Source organism: Martelella endophytica (assembly GCF_000960975.1).
In the GTDB taxonomy this organism is placed as follows: domain Bacteria; phylum Pseudomonadota; class Alphaproteobacteria; order Rhizobiales; family Rhizobiaceae; genus Martelella; species Martelella endophytica.
The window spans coordinates 4,290,038-4,309,588 of sequence record NZ_CP010803.1 but is presented as its reverse complement, the minus strand read 5'-3'; the positions used below and the strand labels follow the sequence as shown (position 1 = coordinate 4,309,588).

14 protein-coding genes are annotated in these 19,551 nt (G+C 59.5%); 12 read left to right on the top strand and 2 right to left on the bottom strand.

What is annotated here, in order from left to right; translation table 11 throughout:
* The first annotated feature begins 164 nt into the window (after positions 1-164).
* Both rpoB and rpoC read left to right on the top strand, forming a co-directional pair.
* Positions 165-4,307 (top strand): DNA-directed RNA polymerase subunit beta, encoded by a 4,143-nt coding sequence (gene rpoB / locus TM49_RS20020; protein WP_045683823.1) that lies wholly within the window; start codon positions 165-167, stop codon positions 4,305-4,307.
* A 180-nt stretch (positions 4,308-4,487) separates the two neighbouring features.
* Positions 4,488-8,696 carry a DNA-directed RNA polymerase subunit beta' gene (gene rpoC / locus TM49_RS20015; protein WP_045685553.1) on the top strand — a complete coding sequence of 1,403 codons (4,209 nt, stop codon included), beginning with the start codon at positions 4,488-4,490 and terminating at the stop codon, positions 8,694-8,696.
* A 197-nt stretch (positions 8,697-8,893) separates the two neighbouring features.
* Here the strand turns inward: rpoC and TM49_RS23540 are convergent, their stop codons facing one another.
* Positions 8,894-9,226, bottom strand: coding sequence for a hypothetical protein (locus tag TM49_RS23540; RefSeq protein ID WP_144409625.1), 333 nt, complete (start codon positions 9,224-9,226; stop codon positions 8,894-8,896).
* Positions 9,227-9,719: 493 nt separating this feature from the next.
* Positions 9,720-10,007 carry a hypothetical protein gene (locus TM49_RS20010; RefSeq protein ID WP_045683821.1) on the bottom strand — a complete coding sequence of 96 codons (288 nt, stop codon included), beginning with the start codon at positions 10,005-10,007 and terminating at the stop codon, positions 9,720-9,722.
* Positions 10,008-10,203: 196 nt separating this feature from the next.
* Between TM49_RS20010 and TM49_RS22790 the strand changes: the two genes are divergently transcribed.
* The 10 genes from TM49_RS22790 to TM49_RS19955 all read left to right on the top strand — a co-directional run bounded on the left by TM49_RS22790 (position 10,204) and on the right by TM49_RS19955 (position 19,511).
* Positions 10,204-10,851 carry a glycoside hydrolase domain-containing protein gene (locus TM49_RS22790; protein WP_052699959.1) on the top strand — a complete coding sequence of 216 codons (648 nt, stop codon included), beginning with the start codon at positions 10,204-10,206 and terminating at the stop codon, positions 10,849-10,851.
* A gap of 159 nt (positions 10,852-11,010) precedes the next feature.
* Positions 11,011-12,612, top strand: a complete 1,602-nt coding sequence (locus TM49_RS19995; protein ID WP_045683818.1) for an ABC-F family ATP-binding cassette domain-containing protein — start codon at positions 11,011-11,013, stop codon at positions 12,610-12,612.
* A 417-nt stretch (positions 12,613-13,029) separates the two neighbouring features.
* On the top strand, positions 13,030-13,401 hold the full coding sequence (gene rpsL, locus TM49_RS19990) for a 30S ribosomal protein S12 (protein WP_018065617.1): 372 nt from the start codon (positions 13,030-13,032) through the stop codon (positions 13,399-13,401).
* Between the two features lie 74 nt (positions 13,402-13,475).
* Positions 13,476-13,946 (top strand): 30S ribosomal protein S7, encoded by a 471-nt coding sequence (gene rpsG, locus TM49_RS19985; RefSeq protein WP_045683816.1) that lies wholly within the window; start codon positions 13,476-13,478, stop codon positions 13,944-13,946.
* A 27-nt stretch (positions 13,947-13,973) separates the two neighbouring features.
* Entirely contained in the window at positions 13,974-16,073 is a 2,100-nt protein-coding gene (gene fusA, locus TM49_RS19980; RefSeq protein WP_045683814.1) for an elongation factor G, read from the top strand.
* 68 nt (positions 16,074-16,141) lie between these two features.
* Positions 16,142-17,317: an elongation factor Tu gene (gene tuf, locus TM49_RS19975; protein ID WP_045683812.1), complete on the top strand. Its 1,176-nt coding sequence runs from the start codon at positions 16,142-16,144 to the stop codon at positions 17,315-17,317.
* 153 nt (positions 17,318-17,470) lie between these two features.
* Positions 17,471-17,779 carry a 30S ribosomal protein S10 gene (rpsJ, locus tag TM49_RS19970; protein WP_018065614.1) on the top strand — a complete coding sequence of 103 codons (309 nt, stop codon included), beginning with the start codon at positions 17,471-17,473 and terminating at the stop codon, positions 17,777-17,779.
* A gap of 126 nt (positions 17,780-17,905) precedes the next feature.
* The gene (gene rplC, locus TM49_RS19965) at positions 17,906-18,601 is read left to right on the top strand and encodes a 50S ribosomal protein L3 (RefSeq protein ID WP_045683810.1); all 696 of its coding nucleotides are present in this window, start codon (positions 17,906-17,908) and stop codon (positions 18,599-18,601) included.
* Positions 18,601-19,221, top strand: a complete 621-nt coding sequence (gene rplD / locus TM49_RS19960) for a 50S ribosomal protein L4 (RefSeq protein WP_045683808.1) — start codon at positions 18,601-18,603, stop codon at positions 19,219-19,221. The genes rplC and rplD overlap by 1 nt, the downstream gene beginning before the upstream one ends.
* The gene (locus tag TM49_RS19955; protein ID WP_045683807.1) at positions 19,218-19,511 is read left to right on the top strand and encodes a 50S ribosomal protein L23; all 294 of its coding nucleotides are present in this window, start codon (positions 19,218-19,220) and stop codon (positions 19,509-19,511) included. Before rplD ends, TM49_RS19955 begins: the two co-directional genes overlap by 4 nt.
* The last annotated feature ends 40 nt before the right edge of the window (positions 19,512-19,551 follow it).

The window sequence follows — 19,551 nt, the reverse complement described above, 5'->3', positions numbered from 1 at the left end:
TCCTCCGCCCGCAGGGCCAAAACTGATTTGAAACCATTACCCAAAGTCCCTTTTCGGGCCTTTGGGTAATGGGTTCTCAAGAAGACCCTTTGATGATGACGGAGCCGACTGGCCATCGGTGACCGTCTGTTGCAGGCCCGGATGCAGATTGACAAGGAGCGACGATGGCTCAGACCCTTTCCTTTAATGGTCGCAGGCGCGTACGCAAGTTTTTCGGAAAGATCCCGGAAGTCGCGGAAATGCCGAACCTCATCGAGGTTCAGAAGGCATCATACGACCAGTTCCTTATGGTAGACGAGCCCAAGGGCGGTCGTCCCGACGAGGGGCTGCAGGCGGTTTTCAAATCCGTCTTTCCGATGACCGATTTCTCGGGCGCTTCGATGCTCGAATTCGTTTCCTACGAGTTCGAACAGCCGAAGTTCGACGTTGAGGAATGCCGCCAGCGCGACCTCACCTATGCAGCGCCGCTGAAGGTGAAGCTGCGTCTTATCGTGTTCGATATCGACGAAGATACCGGCGCGAAGTCCATCAAGGACATCAAGGAACAGTCCGTTTACATGGGCGATATGCCGCTCATGACCAACAACGCGACGTTCATCGTCAACGGTACCGAGCGCGTTATCGTCTCGCAGATGCACCGTTCGCCGGGCGTGTTCTTCGACCACGACAAGGGCAAGAGCCACTCCTCCGGCAAGCTGCTGTTTGCTGCCCGCGTGATCCCGTATCGTGGTTCCTGGCTCGACATCGAGTTCGACGCCAAGGACATCGTCTATGCACGTATCGACCGTCGCCGGAAGATCCCGGTAACGTCGCTGCTGATGGCGCTCGGCATGGATACCGAGGAAATCCTCGAAACCTTCTATGAGAAGGCGCCCTACACGCGTGATGGCGAAGGCTGGAAGGTTCCCTTCTCGCCGGAGCGGCTGCGCGGCCAGAAAGCCGTCACCGATCTCGTCGACGCCGACAGCGGCGAAGTCGTCATCGAGGCCGGCAAGAAGCTGACTCCGCGCATGCTGAAGAAGCTTTCCGACGGCGGCGTCAAGGCGCTGAAGGTCAGCGACGAAGAGCTTTACGGCACCTTCCTTGCGGAAGACATCGTCAACATGGAAACGGGCGAGATCTATCTCGAAGCCGGCGAAGAGCTGGACGAGAAGAACCTTGCCGGCATCATCGAGCAGGGCATCGACGAACTGTCGATCCTCAACATCGACCATGTCAACGTCGGTGCCTATATCCGCAACACGCTGGTTGCCGACAAGAACGAGAACCGCCAGGACGCGCTGTTCGACATCTACCGTGTCATGCGCCCCGGCGAGCCGCCGACCATGGATTCGGCCGAAGCGATGTTCAACTCGCTGTTCTTCGACGCCGAGCGCTACGACCTTTCGGCCGTCGGTCGCGTCAAGATGAACATGCGTCTCGACCTCGACGCTCCGGACACCATGCGCGTGCTGCGCAAGGACGACATCCTGGCCGTCGTCAAGACGCTGGTCGACCTGCGTGACGGCAAGGGCGAGATCGACGACATCGACAATCTCGGCAACCGTCGTGTCCGCTCCGTTGGTGAGCTGATGGAGAACCAGTATCGTCTGGGTCTCCTGCGCATGGAGCGCGCGATCAAGGAACGTATGTCCTCGATCGAGATCGACACCGTGATGCCGCAGGACCTGATCAATGCCAAGCCGGCAGCTGCTGCCGTGCGTGAGTTCTTCGGCTCCTCGCAGCTTTCGCAGTTCATGGACCAGATCAACCCGCTGTCGGAAATCACCCACAAGCGTCGTCTTTCGGCACTTGGCCCGGGCGGTCTGACGCGCGAACGCGCCGGCTTCGAAGTCCGCGACGTGCATCCGACCCACTACGGCCGTATCTGCCCGATCGAGACGCCGGAAGGCCCGAACATCGGTCTGATCAACTCGCTTGCGACCTTCGCCCGCGTCAACAAGTACGGCTTCATCGAGAGCCCGTACCGCAAGATTTCGGATGACGGCAAGCTGACCGACGATGTGATCTACCTCTCCGCCATGGAAGAGGCCAAGTACTACATCGCCCAGGCCAACTCGGTGATGAACGATGACGGCACCTTCTCCGAAGAGTTCGTCGTCTGCCGTCATGCCGGCGAAGTCATGCTGGCCCCGCGCGAAAACATCAACCTGATGGACGTTTCGCCGAAGCAGCTCGTTTCCGTTGCCGCCGCTCTTATTCCGTTCCTGGAAAACGACGACGCTAACCGCGCGCTGATGGGCTCGAACATGCAGCGTCAGGCCGTGCCGCTTCTCAGAGCCGAAGCTCCGTTCGTCGGTACCGGCATGGAACCGGTCGTTGCCCGTGACTCGGGCGCTGCGATCGCTGCCAAGCGTGGTGGTATCGTCGACCAGGTTGACGCGACCCGTATCGTTATCCGCGCCACCGAAGACCTCGATGCGTCGAAGTCGGGCGTTGATATCTACCGGCTGATGAAGTTCCAGCGTTCGAACCAGAACACCTGCGTCAACCAGCGTCCGCTGGTGCGCGTCGGTGACATTCTGAACAAGGGCGACATCATCGCTGACGGTCCGTCGACGGATCTCGGCGACCTGGCGCTCGGCCGTAACGCGCTCGTCGCGTTCATGCCCTGGAACGGCTACAACTACGAGGACTCGATCCTGCTTTCCGAGCGGATCGTTTCGGATGACGTCTTCACCTCGATCCATCTGGAAGAATTCGAGGTCATGGCCCGTGACACCAAGCTCGGTCCGGAAGAAATCACCCGCGACATTCCGAACGTTTCGGAAGAAGCGCTGAAGAACCTCGATGAAGCCGGTATCGTCTACATCGGCGCGGAAGTGCATCCGGGCGATATTCTCGTCGGCAAGATCACGCCGAAGGGCGAAAGCCCGATGACGCCGGAAGAAAAGCTTCTGCGCGCCATCTTCGGTGAAAAGGCTTCGGACGTTCGCGACACCTCGATGCGCATGCCGCCCGGCACCTTCGGTACCGTCGTTGAAGTTCGCGTCTTCAACCGTCACGGCGTCGAGAAGGACGAGCGCGCCATGGCGATCGAGCGTGAGGAAATCGAACGCCTCGCCAAGGACCGCGACGACGAGCAGGCCATTCTGGACCGCAACGTCTATGCCCGTCTTTCCGACATGCTGCGCGGCCAGACCTCGATTGCAGGCCCGAAGGGCTTCAAGAAGGGTGTCGAGCTCTCCGATGAGGTGATCCAGGCCTATCCGCGTTCGCAGTGGTGGATGTTTGCCGTTGAAAGCGAAGACGTTCAGGGCGAACTCGAAGCGCTCCGTGGCCAGTACGACGAATCCAAGAACCGGCTTGAACAGCGGTTCATGGACAAGGTCGAGAAGGTCCAGCGCGGCGACGAAATGCCTCCGGGCGTGATGAAGATGGTCAAGGTCTTCGTGGCTGTGAAGCGCAAGATCCAGCCGGGCGACAAGATGGCTGGCCGTCACGGCAACAAGGGTGTGGTCTCCCGCATCCTGCCGGCCGAGGACATGCCGTTCCTGGAAGACGGTACGCATGTCGATGTCGTGCTGAACCCGCTCGGCGTGCCGAGCCGCATGAACGTCGGTCAGATCCTCGAGACGCATCTGGCCTGGGGTTGTGCCGGCATGGGCAAGCGCATTGGCGAGATGCTCGAAGAGTATCGCGAGACCAATGACATCGCGCCGCTGAAGGAAACGCTGACCAAGGTCTATGCCTCGGAAGCCAAGGACGAAGTCTCGACCTTCGATGACGAGAGCCTGGTGCGTCTGGCCGATGAAGCCAAGCGCGGTGTCTCGATTGCAACACCGGTCTTTGACGGTGCGCATGAAGGCGACGTCTCGGAAATGCTGTCCTGGGCAGGCTATGATCCGTCGGGTCAGTCGGTTCTTTATGACGGCCGTACCGGCGAACCCTTCGACCGCAAGGTGACCGTGGGCTACATGTACATGATCAAGCTCAACCACCTGGTTGACGACAAGATCCACGCCCGTTCGATCGGTCCGTACTCGCTCGTCACCCAGCAGCCGCTCGGTGGTAAGGCGCAGTTCGGTGGCCAGCGCTTCGGCGAAATGGAGGTCTGGGCTCTGGAAGCTTACGGCGCCGCCTACACGCTGCAGGAAATGCTGACCGTGAAGTCGGATGACGTTGCCGGTCGTACCAAGGTCTATGAAGCCATTGTCCGTGGTGATGATACGTTCGAAGCCGGTATTCCGGAAAGCTTCAACGTTCTCGTCAAGGAAATGCGCTCGCTGGGCCTGTCGGTTGAACTCGAAAACCAGGCCGAGGCTCCCGAAGAGCCTGAGGCAGAGCTTCCCGACGCTGCGGAATGACAAAACGGCAGGCGCGCCCGCCAAGAGGCGCGTCTGCGACCTTCCCCGCTTACCGTAAGCGCGGAATGTCAATTTTGCCGCATTTTGCGGCCATAACCGTTTCAAAAGACAGCTGATCCGCCACGGGGCTTTGTCGGTGATCTGTCAGCAAGGGCGATGCCGCCCATCAAGGAGACAGGCATGAACCAAGAGGTCATGAATCTTTTCAATCCGCAGGCGCCTGCGCAGGTCTTTGATTCGATCCGGATCTCGATCGCCAGCCCGGAAAAGATCCTTTCCTGGTCTTATGGCGAAATCAAGAAGCCGGAAACCATCAACTATCGTACGTTCAAGCCCGAGCGCGACGGCCTGTTCTGCGCGCGCATCTTTGGTCCGATCAAGGACTACGAATGCCTGTGCGGCAAGTACAAGCGCATGAAGTACAAGGGCATCATCTGCGAAAAGTGCGGCGTCGAAGTGACGCTGTCGCGCGTTCGCCGTGAGCGTATGGGTCATATCGAGCTTGCTGCTCCGGTTGCCCATATCTGGTTCCTGAAGTCGCTTCCGAGCCGTATCTCGACCCTTCTCGACATGACGCTGAAGGATGTCGAGCGCGTTCTCTATTTCGAAAACTACATCGTCACCGAGCCCGGCCTCACCGACCTGAAGGAGAACCAGCTCCTTTCGGAAGAAGAGTACATGCTCGCCGTCGACGAATTCGGCGAGGACCAGTTCTCGGCCAATATCGGTGCTGAAGCCATCTACGAGATGCTCGCCAGCATGGATCTGGAGAAGATCGCCGGCGACCTGCGTGCCGAGCTTGCCGAGACCACGTCCGACCTGAAGCAGAAGAAGCTTCTGAAGCGTCTGAAGATCGTCGAGAACTTCATCGAATCCGGCAACCGTCCGGAATGGATGATCATGAAGGTCGTTCCCGTGATCCCGCCGGACCTCAGACCGCTGGTTCCGCTGGACGGCGGCCGCTTTGCGACCTCCGACCTCAACGATCTCTATCGTCGCGTGATCAACCGTAACAACCGTCTGAAGCGTCTCATCGAGCTGCGCGCGCCGGGCATCATCATCCGGAACGAGAAGCGCATGCTTCAGGAATCGGTTGATGCGCTGTTCGACAACGGCCGTCGCGGCCGCGTCATCACCGGCGCGAACAAGCGTCCGCTGAAGTCGCTCTCCGACATGCTGAAGGGCAAGCAGGGCCGCTTCCGTCAGAACCTGCTCGGCAAGCGCGTCGACTATTCCGGCCGTTCGGTCATCGTGACCGGTCCGGAGCTGAAGCTGCACCAGTGCGGCCTGCCGAAGAAGATGGCGCTCGAGCTGTTCAAGCCGTTCATCTACGCCCGTCTCGACGCCAAGGGGTACTCCTCGACCGTCAAGCAGGCGAAGAAGCTGGTTGAGAAGGAGCGTCCGGAAGTCTGGGATATCCTCGACGAGGTCATCCGCGAGCATCCGGTTCTCCTGAACCGCGCGCCGACGCTGCACCGTCTGGGTATCCAGGCCTTCGAACCGACGCTGGTCGAAGGCAAGGCGATCCAGCTGCATCCGCTCGTCTGCACGGCCTTCAACGCCGACTTCGATGGTGACCAGATGGCCGTTCACGTGCCGCTGTCGCTCGAAGCCCAGCTTGAAGCCCGCGTGCTGATGATGTCGACCAACAACATCCTGCACCCGGCCAATGGTCAGCCGATCATCGTGCCGTCGCAGGACATGGTTCTCGGCCTCTACTACCTCTCGATCATGAACGAGAAGGAGCCGGGCGAGGGCATGGCGTTTGCCGACATGGGCGAACTGCATCACGCGCTGGAGAACAAGGTCGTCACGCTGCACACCAAGATCAAGGGTCGCTTCAAGACCGTTGACGAGGATGGCAACGAGGTCTCCAAGATCTACGAAACCACGCCCGGCCGCATGATCATCGGCGAACTTCTGCCGAAGAACGCTGCCGTGCCGTTCGAGACCTGCAACCAGGAAATGACCAAGAAGAACATCTCCAAGATGATCGACACGGTCTATCGTCACTGCGGCCAGAAGGACACTGTGATCTTCTGCGACCGGATCATGCAGCTCGGCTTCGGCCATGCCTGCCGCGCCGGCATTTCGTTCGGCAAGGACGACATGGTGATCCCGGATGCCAAGCACACGATCGTTGCCGAGACCGAAGCTCTCGTGAAGGAGTACGAGCAGCAGTACAATGACGGCCTGATCACCCAGGGCGAAAAGTACAACAAGGTCGTTGATGCCTGGGGCAAGGCTACCGAGAAGGTCACCGAAGAGATGATGGCCCGCATTCGCGCGGTCGAATTCGACCCGGAGACCGGTCGTCAGAAGCAGATGAACTCGATCTACATGATGAGCCATTCGGGCGCGCGTGGTTCGGTGAACCAGATGCGTCAGCTCGGCGGCATGCGCGGCCTGATGGCCAAGCCGTCCGGCGAAATCATCGAGACCCCGATCATCTCGAACTTCAAGGAAGGCCTGACCGTGAACGAGTACTTCAACTCGTCACACGGTGCCCGTAAGGGGCTGGCCGATACCGCCCTGAAGACCGCGAACTCGGGCTACCTGACCCGTCGTCTCGTCGACGTCGCACAGGACTGCATCGTCAACACGCCGGATTGCGGTACCGACAAGGGCCTGACCATGACGGCCATCGTCGATGCCGGCCAGGTGGTTGCCTCGATCGGCCAGCGCGTGCTGGGTCGTGCGGCTCTCGTCGACATCGAGGATCCGGTCACCGGCGAACTCATCGTCGAGGCCGGTCGTCAGATCAACGAAGCCGATGTCATCAAGATCGAGGCCTCGGGCATCCAGTCCGTCCAGATCCGTTCGGCGCTGACCTGCGAAGTGCAGACCGGCGTCTGCCAGGTCTGCTACGGTCGCGACCTTGCCCGTGGTACCCCGGTCAACATCGGCGAAGCTGTCGGCGTCATTGCCGCGCAGTCGATCGGTGAGCCCGGTACGCAGCTGACCATGCGCACGTTCCACCTTGGTGGTACGGCAACCGTGGTTGACCAGTCGTTCCTGGAATCCTCTTACGAGGGCACCGTGCGGATCAAGAACCGCAACGTTCTGCGCAACTCCGACGGCGTTCTGGTGGCGATGGGCCGCAACATGGCGATCCAGATCCTCGACCAGCGCGATCAGGAGCGGTCGTCGCAGAAGGTTGCCTATGGTTCGAAGCTGTTCGTGGACGATGGCGACACCGTTCGCCGCGGTCAGCGTCTGGCGGAATGGGACCCCTATACCCGCCCGATGATGACGGAAGTCTCCGGTACGGTCGACTTCGAGGACCTCGTCGAAGGTCTGTCGGTCACCGAAACGACGGACGAGGCCACCGGCTTCACCAAGCGTTCGGTCATCGACTGGCGCTCGACGCCGCGCGGTTCCGACCTGAAGCCGGCGATCGTGATCAAGGACGCCGATGGCGAGGTGATGAAGCTGCCGCGTGGTGGCGAAGCCCGCCTGCCGCTGTCGGTTGACGCGATCCTCTCGGTCGAGCCGGGCCAGAAGGTCAGCCAGGGTGACGTGCTTGCGCGTTCGCCGCTGGAAAGCGCCAAGACCAAGGACATTACCGGTGGTTTGCCGCGCGTTGCGGAACTGTTCGAAGCCCGCCGTCCGAAGGACCATGCCGTGATCGCCGAGATCGACGGTACGATCCGCTTCGGCCGCGACTACAAGAACAAGCGCCGCATCCAGATCGAGCCTGCGGAAGATGGTGTCGAGCCGGTGGAATATCTCATTCCGAAGGCCAAGCCGTTCCATCTGCAGGATGGCGACTACATCGAGAAGGGCGACTACATTCTCGACGGCAACCCGGCTCCGCACGACATCCTTGCGATCAAGGGCGTCGAGGCGCTGGCTTCCTACCTCGTCAACGAGATCCAGGAAGTCTACCGTCTGCAGGGCGTTGTGATCAACGACAAGCACATCGAGGTGATCGTTCGCCAGATGCTGCAGAAGATCGAGATCACGGCTTCGGGCGACAGCGAGTACATCACGGGTGATGTTGTCGAGGCGATCGCCTTCGAGAACATGAACGAGGCGCTGATCGAGCAGGGCAAGCGTCCTGCCGAAGGCGAGCCGGTGCTGCTTGGCATCACCAAGGCTTCGCTGCAGACCCCGTCCTTCTTCTCGGCGGCTTCCTTCCAGGAAACCACCAAGGTGCTGACCGAAGCGGCAATTGCCGGCAAGGTCGATACCCTGCAGGGCCTGAAGGAAAACATCATCGTCGGTCGTCTGATCCCGGCCGGTACCGGCCGCGCGATGTCGCAGATCCGCCGCATCGCGACGACCCGCGACGACCTCATCATCGACGCCCGCCGCAAGGCTTCCGGCGCCGACGAGGCGACGCCGATGCTGTCGCAGATGAACGAAGAGCCGCAGCCGGGCGAATAGGCCCCGCGGATATCATGAGACGACAAAGAAAGGCCCGGCAGATCGATCTGCTGGGCCTTTTCATGTCTAGAAGATGTGTGCGACGCGGTTATTCGGTCAATAAAGTGAAATCTGCTTGCGGGCGTGTAAACGGTATTTTCACTCTGGATCGAAAATAGTCAATGTCTAGTCGTTCAATTCACTATGCTTTGCGCCCGTTACTGTTCCATCCAAATATCGTTGTTGTCGACAATCAGATTAAAGTTTTTCTTATTATCGAGTAGCTGCCTCTTTTTTTCAAACCGAAGTGCCGTATAAATTTTTCCATCGTGTTCGAAAAGAAAATATCCTGAGGTATTCGATCCTGAGTTTCCAACGACGATAACGATGGATTTAGTTTGAAGTTCATGCTGATTGTCTACCCAAGGTGTCCAGTATCCTAAACCAACCATAGTTTGTCCGGCCGGTACAAGAACGTTATTTTTTGTATCTTCTAGTTTTGTTACAACCAAATCGTAAAGAGATCTGTTTGATACATTTTCTAATGACATGTTTAGCTCCCAGTATTAATAATAATAATTTAACTTAGAATAAATGAAATAATAGTCAATATAAATGTAAAATTTAAAATAAACGTAATTTATTAGTAGTTTTATATGAATATGTTATTTTTGCATTAACATCACGGATTTTCCACTGTTTTGGGTACGGTGCGATGGAGTATTTTCCAGCCCAACCTTCAGGACGAAAAGATGCGATCAGGGCGGGCGATAGCCCGGGTACCAAGAAGGACAAACCGGCAATGCTTGGCCGGAAGACTGTGATGCTCACTGGACCGTCAAATACCTGGAGGCGAGGCGTCTGGAGGCAACGCGCCGCATTCCGACAGGACGCAACAGTGCGACATTGCCGTGCCTATGTTCGGCTACACGAACCACGCCGGAATTGGCCGGTTCCACGGCTTCGTCCTAGGGGCGTACTCTTTAAAAAGCCTATGCCGACAGAGGTGGGGCTCTTTCGACACGAGAAGGAGAGTGGCTACTCCTATGAAAGCTTCACAATCGCCACTTCGCCTTCCATCGCCGTCTGGTAGGCGGAGGCGTGGGGTTCTTCGTCGGGGATCTCGGTGATCAGGCCGATCTGGTCGAGGTCGGCTTCAGAATAGCCTTCATTGGCGAGCGCGTTCAGCGTGTTGCGGACAGCGGTGTCCTCGTCGGGGGCGGCGATCAGCACGTGGACCTCGGTATCGCCGTTCCATTCGTGATAGACCTTGCCGGTGATGATGAAGATCATGCGCTCGCCGTCGCTGGTGTAGCCGGGTATGGCAATCATGTCGGGCCTTTCTCTGAAGCTGATGATCGACCTCCTTCGCGATGAGCGCGGGGAGGGGGAGGATATTTGGCGTTTGGCCAGCTGTCGGAATGATACCGCAATCGAGGGGAAGATTGCGACCCTCGTTTTTAGCTGGTTGCTTTTATGGAAAATATATACCATAAGTTGCATTAAGGCCAGGCAAGGATGACTCCTGATGTACACGATCATCGACACTCCGTGGGATACAACCTCCTATATTCCCCAGCTCAAAAGCGGCGGTGTCGAGACCGTCATCCGCTACTACAATCTTGAGGATTCATCGTCTCTGCCGGAGAAGCAATTCGGCGCGGATGAGGCCATCGCTCTCGCGGCGGCGGGACTGTCGATGGCCGTCGTCTTCGAGCAGACCGGCGGGGCGGGCGGCAAGATCAGCGATCTCGATGGCGAGACCGGCAGCCGCGATGCCACACAGGCACTGAAGCTTGCCGGAGAGATCGGCCAGCCGCACGGCTCGGCGATCTATTTCTCGGTCGATTATGACTACGACTCGAGCGCCGATCTGCAGAGCATCAAGGCCTATTTCGCCGCCGTCGATGCGGCGCTGCAAGGCGCTTACAGGGTGGGTGTCTACGGCTCCGGAACGGTCGCATCCGCAGTGCAGCAGGCGCGCTATGCTGAATTGATCTGGCTTGCCGGCTCCACTGGCTGGTCAGGCACGCAGCAGATGCTCGGCGGCAATCAGTGGGCGCTGTTCCAGCGCGAGATGGAGATCGCCAAGCCGCTGCCGCATGACGGCAATACCGCTTCGTCTGCGTTTCCGAACTTCGGACAGTTCACCCTTGGAAGCGGGCCGGTTTCGTGAAGCTTCCAAGCTCCCAGGCCACCTTCTGACCGCAGTCGCGCCTTGAGCAAACAGCAAAAGGCGCGTATAGAGAGGTCATTGAAAGCGAAGGGATGCACACGACGATGATTTCTCACCTCAAGACAGCACACGTTCTGGCTTCGAGGGAGAATTCTATCCATGCATGCGTCAATCACGCTTTCCTGCCTGTCCTACAGCACTGCTGACAGCCACACGCTTTTCAAAGATATTTCCGCAGTGTTCGGCAAGGGCCTGACCGGCTTTGTCGGTCGCAATGGCGTCGGCAAGACCACCCTGCTGAAACTCATTGCCGGCGAACTGTCGCCGGCGTCCGGCAGTGTCGAGGTCAATGGCCGCATCGCCAGGCTCGAGCAATCGGTTGCTGCGGGCGAGCGGGAAACGCTGGCCTCGCTTTTCGGCATCGCGGCGAACCTCGAGGCGATCGAGCGGGCGGGACGGGGTGAGGCGGACGCCGAACTCATCGCCGGCATCGACTGGGCGGCGGAGGAGAGGGCGGAGGCCGCACTCGCCCGCTTCGGCCTGGCCTTCCCGCTCGCCACGCCGCTCGCCCGGCTTTCGGGTGGTGAGATGACCCGCGGCCGGCTGGCAGCATTGCTCTTCGATGAGCCGGACTTCATCCTGCTCGACGAGCCCACCAACAATCTCGATGCGGATGGGCGCGACGCGCTTCTGCAATTCCTGCATGCGTTCAGCGGCGGAGCGCTCGTGGTCAGCCACGACAGGGCGCTGCTGGAGGCGATGGACGCGATCGTCGAACTGACCTCACTTGGGATGACCCGCTACGGCGGCAATTTCGGCTTCTATGAAGCGGAAAAGGAGGCCGAGCGTCAGGCGCGCGAACATGCGCTGGGCGAGGCGGAAAAGGAAAGCCGCAGGGTGGCCGGGGTGGTCCGCCAGAGGAGCGAGCGCAAGGCGAGGACTGATTCAAGGGGAAGGGCGCTGCGCAAGCGTGGGGATATGCCCAAGATGATGCTCGACGGTATGAAGGCGACGTCCGAGGCAACGGCCGCGCGTCAAAGGGATCTGTCGCAGCGGCAGATGGAGCAGGCCGAAGAGCGGCTCGCTTCCGCCAAGGCGCGCTTCGAGGTGGTCCAGCCCTTCGCCGTCGCGCTCTCGCCTTCGGGGCTCGCTTCCAGCAGGCACGTAATCAGCGTGACCGGCCTTTGCGGCGGATATCGCCCCGAAGTGCCCCTCTTTGCCGATCTCACCTTCGAGATGGCCGGGCCGGAGCGGGTGGCGATTTCCGGGGCGAACGGCACGGGCAAGTCGACCCTGCTGAAGCACCTCGCGGGCCGGTGTCGGCCGCTGTCAGGCAAAGCAGAGATCCTTGTTCCCCATGCCTTCTTCGACCAGACCGTGTCGCTTCTCGATCCAGCAGAGACGGTGCGCGACAACTTCCGCCGGCTCAATCCGGACGATGACGAAAATGCCTGCCGCGCCACACTGGCCCGGTTCCGCTTCCGCGCCGATGCCGCCCTCAGGCAGGTTGCGACGCTGAGCGGCGGGGAGACGCTCAGGGCAGGGCTTGCGGTTGCGATCGGCGGCAGCAGGCCGGCGCAGCTCCTGATCCTGGATGAACCCACCAACCACCTTGATCTCGACACGCTGGCCACGCTAGAGACGGGGCTCAATGCCTATGACGGCGCCTTGCTCGTGGTCAGCCACGATCCGGTGTTCCTCGCCAGAATCGGCATCACCCGCCAGATTCGCCTTGGACCACGGGGGAAAAGGGGCGACTGACATTTTCTTGCGTCAATCGCTACAAGGAATGCCGAAAATTGCCGAACTCGGGAATGCCGCCCCTAAAGCCCTGCCAGACAGCGCCTCAGGGTTAAGATTTTCCGCCGGCGCCCTTGACGAAGACAAGGGATTTGAGTATGTCGGCGCCAACAGAACCCAAGTGAGGCTTGGCCGTTCGGGAAGCCAAATGTCCCGGAGTTCACCTCGGACTAGGTTCTAAACAGCACGTTGAAGATCAAAATGCTGCACGCATGACGCGGCAAGGCGCCTGTGTCCTCTGCTTTAAGGTCCATCTGCCGGGTAGGCGGGTCGGGCCGTGCTTGTGCGCATATAGGCGTTTATGTGCTTCTTTATCGCCGGCGACGGCATGAAATGCCCCAGAAGGGCGATGAGACACGAATATTAAGGGATGGGTATATGCCTACCGTAAACCAACTGATCCGCAAGCCGCGCCAGCCCCAGGTCAAGCGGAACAAGGTTCCCGCGCTGGAACAGAACCCGCAGAAGCGCGGCGTCTGCACCCGCGTCTACACGACGACGCCGAAGAAGCCGAACTCGGCTCTGCGTAAGGTTGCCAAGATCCGTCTGACCAATGGCTTCGAAGTCATCGGTTATATCCCGGGTGAAGGCCACAACCTGCAGGAACACTCCGTCGTCATGATCCGCGGCGGCCGCGTCAAGGACCTTCCGGGTGTCCGCTACCACATCATCCGTGGTGTGCTCGATACCCAGGGCGTTAAGAATCGTAAGCAGCGTCGTTCGAAGTACGGTGCGAAGCGTCCGAAGTAATTCGGTTTTCATTTCTCTGGCGCTGCGCGAGGTTCTCCGCGTTTTAAGCGCCGCAACTGTTGAGAGACAAAAGCATGTCACGACGCCACAGTGCAGAAAAGCGTGAGATCAACCCGGATCCGAAGTTCGGCGATCTGGTTGTCACCAAGTTCATGAATGCCGTCATGCTGCACGGCAAGAAGTCGGTCGCAGAGTCGATCGTCTACGGTGCGCTCGACGCCGTCGAAGGCAAGATGAAGCAGGACCCGGTCGAGGTCTTCCATCAGGCGCTCGACAACGTCGCGCCGCACGTCGAGGTCCGTTCCCGCCGCGTTGGTGGTGCGACCTATCAGGTTCCGGTTGACGTTCGTCCGGAGCGCCGCCAGGCACTCGCCATCCGCTGGATGATCGCTGCTGCCCGCAAGCGCAACGAAACCACCATGATCGAGCGCCTTTCGGGCGAGCTCATGGATGCGGCGAACAACCGTGGTTCGGCTGTCAAGAAGCGTGAAGACACGCACAAGATGGCTGACGCGAACCGCGCATTCTCGCATTACCGCTGGTAATCAAGATCCGAGGGAAGGCCTAACATCATGGCTCGCGAATATAAAATCGAAGACTACCGTAATTTCGGTATCATGGCGCACATCGACGCTGGCAAGACCACGACGACCGAGCGCATCCTCTTCTACACCGGCAAGTCCCACAAGATCGGTGAAGTTCACGACGGCGCGGCCACGATGGACTGGATGGAGCAGGAGCAGGAGCGTGGCATCACGATCACGTCCGCTGCCACCACCACCTTCTGGCAGGGCCGCGACGGCAAGAAGCGTCGCTTCAACATCATCGACACTCCCGGACACGTTGACTTCACCATCGAAGTCGAGCGTTCGCTGCGCGTTCTCGACGGTGCTGTCGCGCTTCTCGACGCCAATGCCGGTGTCGAGCCGCAGACGGAAACCGTCTGGCGCCAGGCCGACAAGTACAACGTTCCGCGGATGATCTTCTGCAACAAGATGGACAAGATCGGCGCCGACTTCTATCGCTCGGTGTCCATGGTCAAGTCCCGTCTCGGCGCGATCCCGGTTGTCATTCAGCTGCCGATCGGCGCTGAAAACGACTTTGCCGGCGTGATCGACCTGATCGAGATGAAGGCTCTCGTCTGGGACGGCGAGCATCTTGGTGCGCAGTGGGATGTCACCGACATTCCGGCTGACATGAAGGAAAAGGCTGAAGAATACCGCGAACTGATGATCGAAACGATCGTCGAGGTCGACGAGGCGGCTATGGAAGCCTACCTTGAAGGCGAAATGCCCGACAACGACAAGATCCGTCAGCTCATCCGTCGCGGCACGATCGACGTGCAGTTCTTCCCGATGCTGTGTGGTTCGGCCTTCAAGAACAAGGGCGTTCAGCCGCTTCTCGACGCTGTTGTCGACTTCCTGCCGTCGCCGATCGATATCCCTGCGATCAAGGGTATCGACGTCAAGACCGAAGGCGAAATCGAGCGTCACGCTGACGACGAAGAGCCGCTTTCCATGCTGGCCTTCAAGATCATGAACGACCCCTTCGTGGGCTCCCTGACGTTCTGCCGCGTTTATTCCGGCACGATCGAGAAGGGTTCGTCGGTCATGAACACGGTCAAGGAAAAGCGCGAGCGCGTCGGCCGTATGCTGCAGATGCACTCGAACTCCCGTTCGGACATCGACGTTGCCTATGCTGGTGACATTGTTGCCCTGGCCGGCCTGAAGGAAACCACGACCGGTGACACGCTCTGCGACCCGCTGAAGCAGGTTATCCTGGAGCGCATGGAATTCCCCGAGCCGGTTATCCAGATCGCGATCGAACCGAAGACCAAGGGCGATCAGGAAAAGATGGGTCTCGCGCTCAACCGTCTGGCTGCCGAGGATCCGTCCTTCCGCGTCAAGACCGACGAAGAATCCGGCCAGACCATCATCGCTGGCATGGGCGAGCTTCATCTCGACATTCTCGTCGACCGCATGAAGCGCGAGTTCAAGGTCGAGGCCAACGTCGGTGCGCCGCAGGTTGCCTACCGCGAAACCATCACGGCCGCGCACGAAGAAGACTACACCCACAAGAAGCAGTCGGGTGGTTCGGGTCAGTTCGCGCGCGTCAAGATCCTGTTCGAACCGAACCCGGATGGCGAGGAATTCGTTTTCGAATCCAAGATCGTCGGCGGTTCCGTTCCGAAGGAATACATCCCCGGTGTCCAGAAGGGTATCGAAAGCGTTCTGTCGTCCGGTCCGCTCGCGGGCTTCCCGATGCTCGGCATCAAGGCGACGCTTCTCGATGGTGCTTACCATGACGTTGACTCGTCGGTTCTCGCCTTCGAAATCGCTGCCCGTGCATGCTTCCGCGAAGCGGCCCGCAAGGCCGGTGCCCAGCTGCTCGAGCCGATCATGGATGTCGAGGTTGTGACCCCGGAAGATTATGTTGGCGACGTCATCGGCGACCTGAACTCCCGCCGTGGCCAGATCCAGGGCCAGGAATCGCGCGGCAATGCCGTCGTGATTGAGGCGCAGGTCCCGCTCGCCAACATGTTCAAGTACGTCGACAACCTGCGCTCGATGTCGCAGGGCCGTGCCCAGTATTCGATGGTCTTCGACCACAATGCGCCGGTACCGTCGAACGTCGCACAGGAAATTCAGGCAAAGTACTCCGGTCAGAAGTGACCGGGGTTACCCGTTACGTCGAATAGCAATAACCCCGTCGCGGGTTCTGAAAGAATAGGAGCCTTAAAATGGCAAAAGCAAAGTTTGAGCGGAGCAAGCCGCACGTAAACATCGGCACGATCGGCCACGTTGACCATGGTAAGACGTCGCTGACGGCTGCGATCACGAAGTATTTCGGTGATTTCCGCGCCTACGACCAGATCGACGCGGCCCCGGAAGAAAAGGCCCGTGGCATCACCATCTCGACGGCACACGTCGAGTATGAAACCGACAAGCGCCACTACGCGCACGTCGACTGCCCCGGCCACGCCGACTACGTCAAGAACATGATCACCGGTGCTGCCCAGATGGACGGCGCGATCCTGGTTTGCTCGGCTGCCGACGGCCCGATGCCGCAGACCCGCGAGCACATCCTGCTTGCCCGTCAGGTTGGCGTTCCGGCGATCGTCGTGTTCCTCAACAAGGTTGACCAGGTCGACGACGAAGAGCTTCTCGAGCTCGTCGAAATGGAAGTTCGCGAGCTGCTCGACTCTTACGAGTTCCCCGGCGACGAAATCCCGATCATCAAGGGCTCTGCTCTTGCTGCTCTGGAAGATTCGGACAAGAAGATCGGCGAAGACGCGATCCGCGAGTTGATGGCTGCTGTCGACGACTACATCCCGACGCCTGAGCGTCCGGTTGACCAGCCGTTCCTGATGCCGATCGAAGACGTTTTCTCGATCTCGGGTCGTGGTACGGTCGTGACCGGCCGTGTCGAGCGCGGCATCGTCAAGGTTGGTGAAGAAGTCGAAATCGTCGGTATCAACCCGACGCAGAAGACGACGGTTACCGGCGTTGAAATGTTCCGCAAGCTGCTCGACCAGGGCCAGGCAGGCGACAACATCGGCGCGCTGATCCGCGGTATCAACCGTGACCAGGTCGAGCGTGGCCAGATCCTCTGCAAGCCCGGCTCTGTTACGCCGCACACGAAGTTCAAGGCTGAAGCCTACATCCTGACGAAGGAAGAGGGTGGCCGTCACACGCCGTTCTTCACGAACTACCGTCCGCAGTTCTATTTCCGCACGACGGACGTGACCGGCATCGTGACGCTTCCGGAAGGCACGGAAATGGTCATGCCTGGCGACAACGTCACTGTTGACGTTCAGCTGATCGTTCCGATCGCGATGGAAGAAAAGCTGCGCTTCGCGATCCGCGAAGGCGGCCGCACCGTCGGCGCCGGCATCGTCGCTTCGATCGTCGAGTAATCGACGGGCCTTCGGGCTTGAGGCCGATTTCGTAGGGGCGGGTTACCCGCCCCTGCAGATATTTGGAAAGCCGGCAAGCCCGGAACTGAAGTTAACAACGCGCCCGATCGATGACGAGACGGCGGAGAGAATAAGAAGACAAGGACGAGTCGCATGAACGGCCAGAATATCCGCATCCGCCTGAAGGCGTTTGATCACCGGATCCTTGATGCCTCGACGCGTGAGATCGTTTCCACGGCCAAGCGTACCGGCGCCAATGTGCGCGGTCCGGTTCCGCTGCCGACCCGGATCGAGAAGTTCACCGTCAACCGCGGTCCGCATATCGACAAGAAGAGCCGCGAGCAGTTTGAAATGCGCACCCACAAGCGCCTGCTCGACATCGTCGATCCGACCCCCCAGACGGTCGATGCGCTGATGAAGCTCGATCTGGCCGCTGGCGTAGACGTCGAAATCAAGCTCTGATTTTCAGGGCGAGGGAATAACGAAACGGGACCAATCGCTTCACGTCGGAAACGGCGTGGATGATGTCCCAAACGGAGACACGCGGGGGCTTATTGCCTCGGCCGGAACTCTTAAAGGAATGAACCGATGCGTTCAGGTGTGATAGCACAGAAGGTGGGAATGACCCGCGTCTTCAATGACGCAGGAGAGCATATCCCTGTAACAGTTTTGCGAATGGACGGCTGCCAGGTCGTCGGCACGCGCACCAAGGAAAAGAACGGCTACACCGCCGTTCAGCTCGGCGCCGGCGCCAAGAAGGTCAAGAACACGACCAAGGCCGAGCGCGGTAATTTCGCCCTGGCCTCCGTCGAGCCCAAGGCCAAGGTTGTCGAGTTCCGTGTATCGGAAGACTTCCTTCTCGATGTCGGCGCCGAACTGACGGCCAGCCACTTCGTTTCGGGTCAGCTCGTCGACGTGACCGGTACCACCATCGGTAAGGGTTTTGCCGGTGCGATCAAGCGCCACAACTTCGGTGGCCTGCGCGCCACCCACGGTGTTTCGGTTTCGCACCGCTCGCACGGTTCGACCGGTAACAACCAGGATCCGGGCAAGGTCTGGAAGGGCAAGAAGATGGCTGGTCACATGGGTCAGACCCGCGTGACCACGCAGAACCTCGAGGTTGTCCGCACCGATGAAGAGCGCGGCCTGATCCTCGTGAAGGGCGCCGTTCCCGGTTCGAAGGGTGCGTGGATCACCGTCCGCGATGCCGTGAAGTCCGGTGTTCCTGAAAATGCGCCGCGGCCGGCTGGCCTGCGTGCAGCTGAAACCAATGGAGCCGAATAATGGATCTCACTGTTAAAACACTTGAGGGCAAGGACGCCGGCACGCTCAGCCTGAAGGAAGAGATCTTCGGCCTGGAACCGCGCGAAGACATCCTCGCCCGTATGGTGCGCTACCAGCTCGCTCTCAAGCGTCAGGGTTCGCACAAGGTCAAGGGCCGTTCGGAAATCGCCCGCACCGGTTCGAAGATGTACAAGCAGAAGGGCACGGGTAACGCCCGCCACCATTCTGCACGCGCTCCGCAGTTCCGCGGCGGTGGTCGCGCCCATGGTCCGGTTGTCCGTGACCACGCGCACGATCTTCCGAAGAAGCTCCGTGCTCTGGCTCTGAAGCATGCGCTTTCGACCAAGGCGAAGTCCGAGAACCTGATCATCATCGACGATCTGGTCGCCTCGGAAGCCAAGACCAAGGGTCTTCTGGCGAAGTTCGCCGGTCTCGGCCTCGACAATGCGCTGATCATCGGCGGCTCGGAAGTTGACGGCAACTTCAAGCTTGCTGCTCGCAACATTCCGAACATCGATGTTCTGCCGGTTCAGGGCATCAACGTTTACGACATTCTGCGCCGCGGAAAGCTCGTTCTTTCCAAGGCTGCGGTCGAAGCTCTGGAGGAGCGATTCAAATGAGCGATATCCGCCATTACGACGTGATCGTTTCGCCGGTCATCACCGAAAAGGCCACGCTGGTTTCCGATAACAACCAGGTCGTGTTCAACGTTGCGAAGAATGCGAGCAAGCCCGAAATCAAGGCCGCCGTCGAAGAGCTCTTCGGCGTCAAGGTCAAGTCGGTCAACACGCTCGTCCGCAAGGGCAAGATCAAGCGCTTCCGGAATTTCTCCGGCAAGCAGAAGGACGTCAAGAAGGCGATCGTCACGCTGGCCGAAGGTCAGTCGGTAGACGTGACGACCGGCGTTTGAACAGGCCCGTTAGGGTAAAAACCCAATAGGGAATGATAAG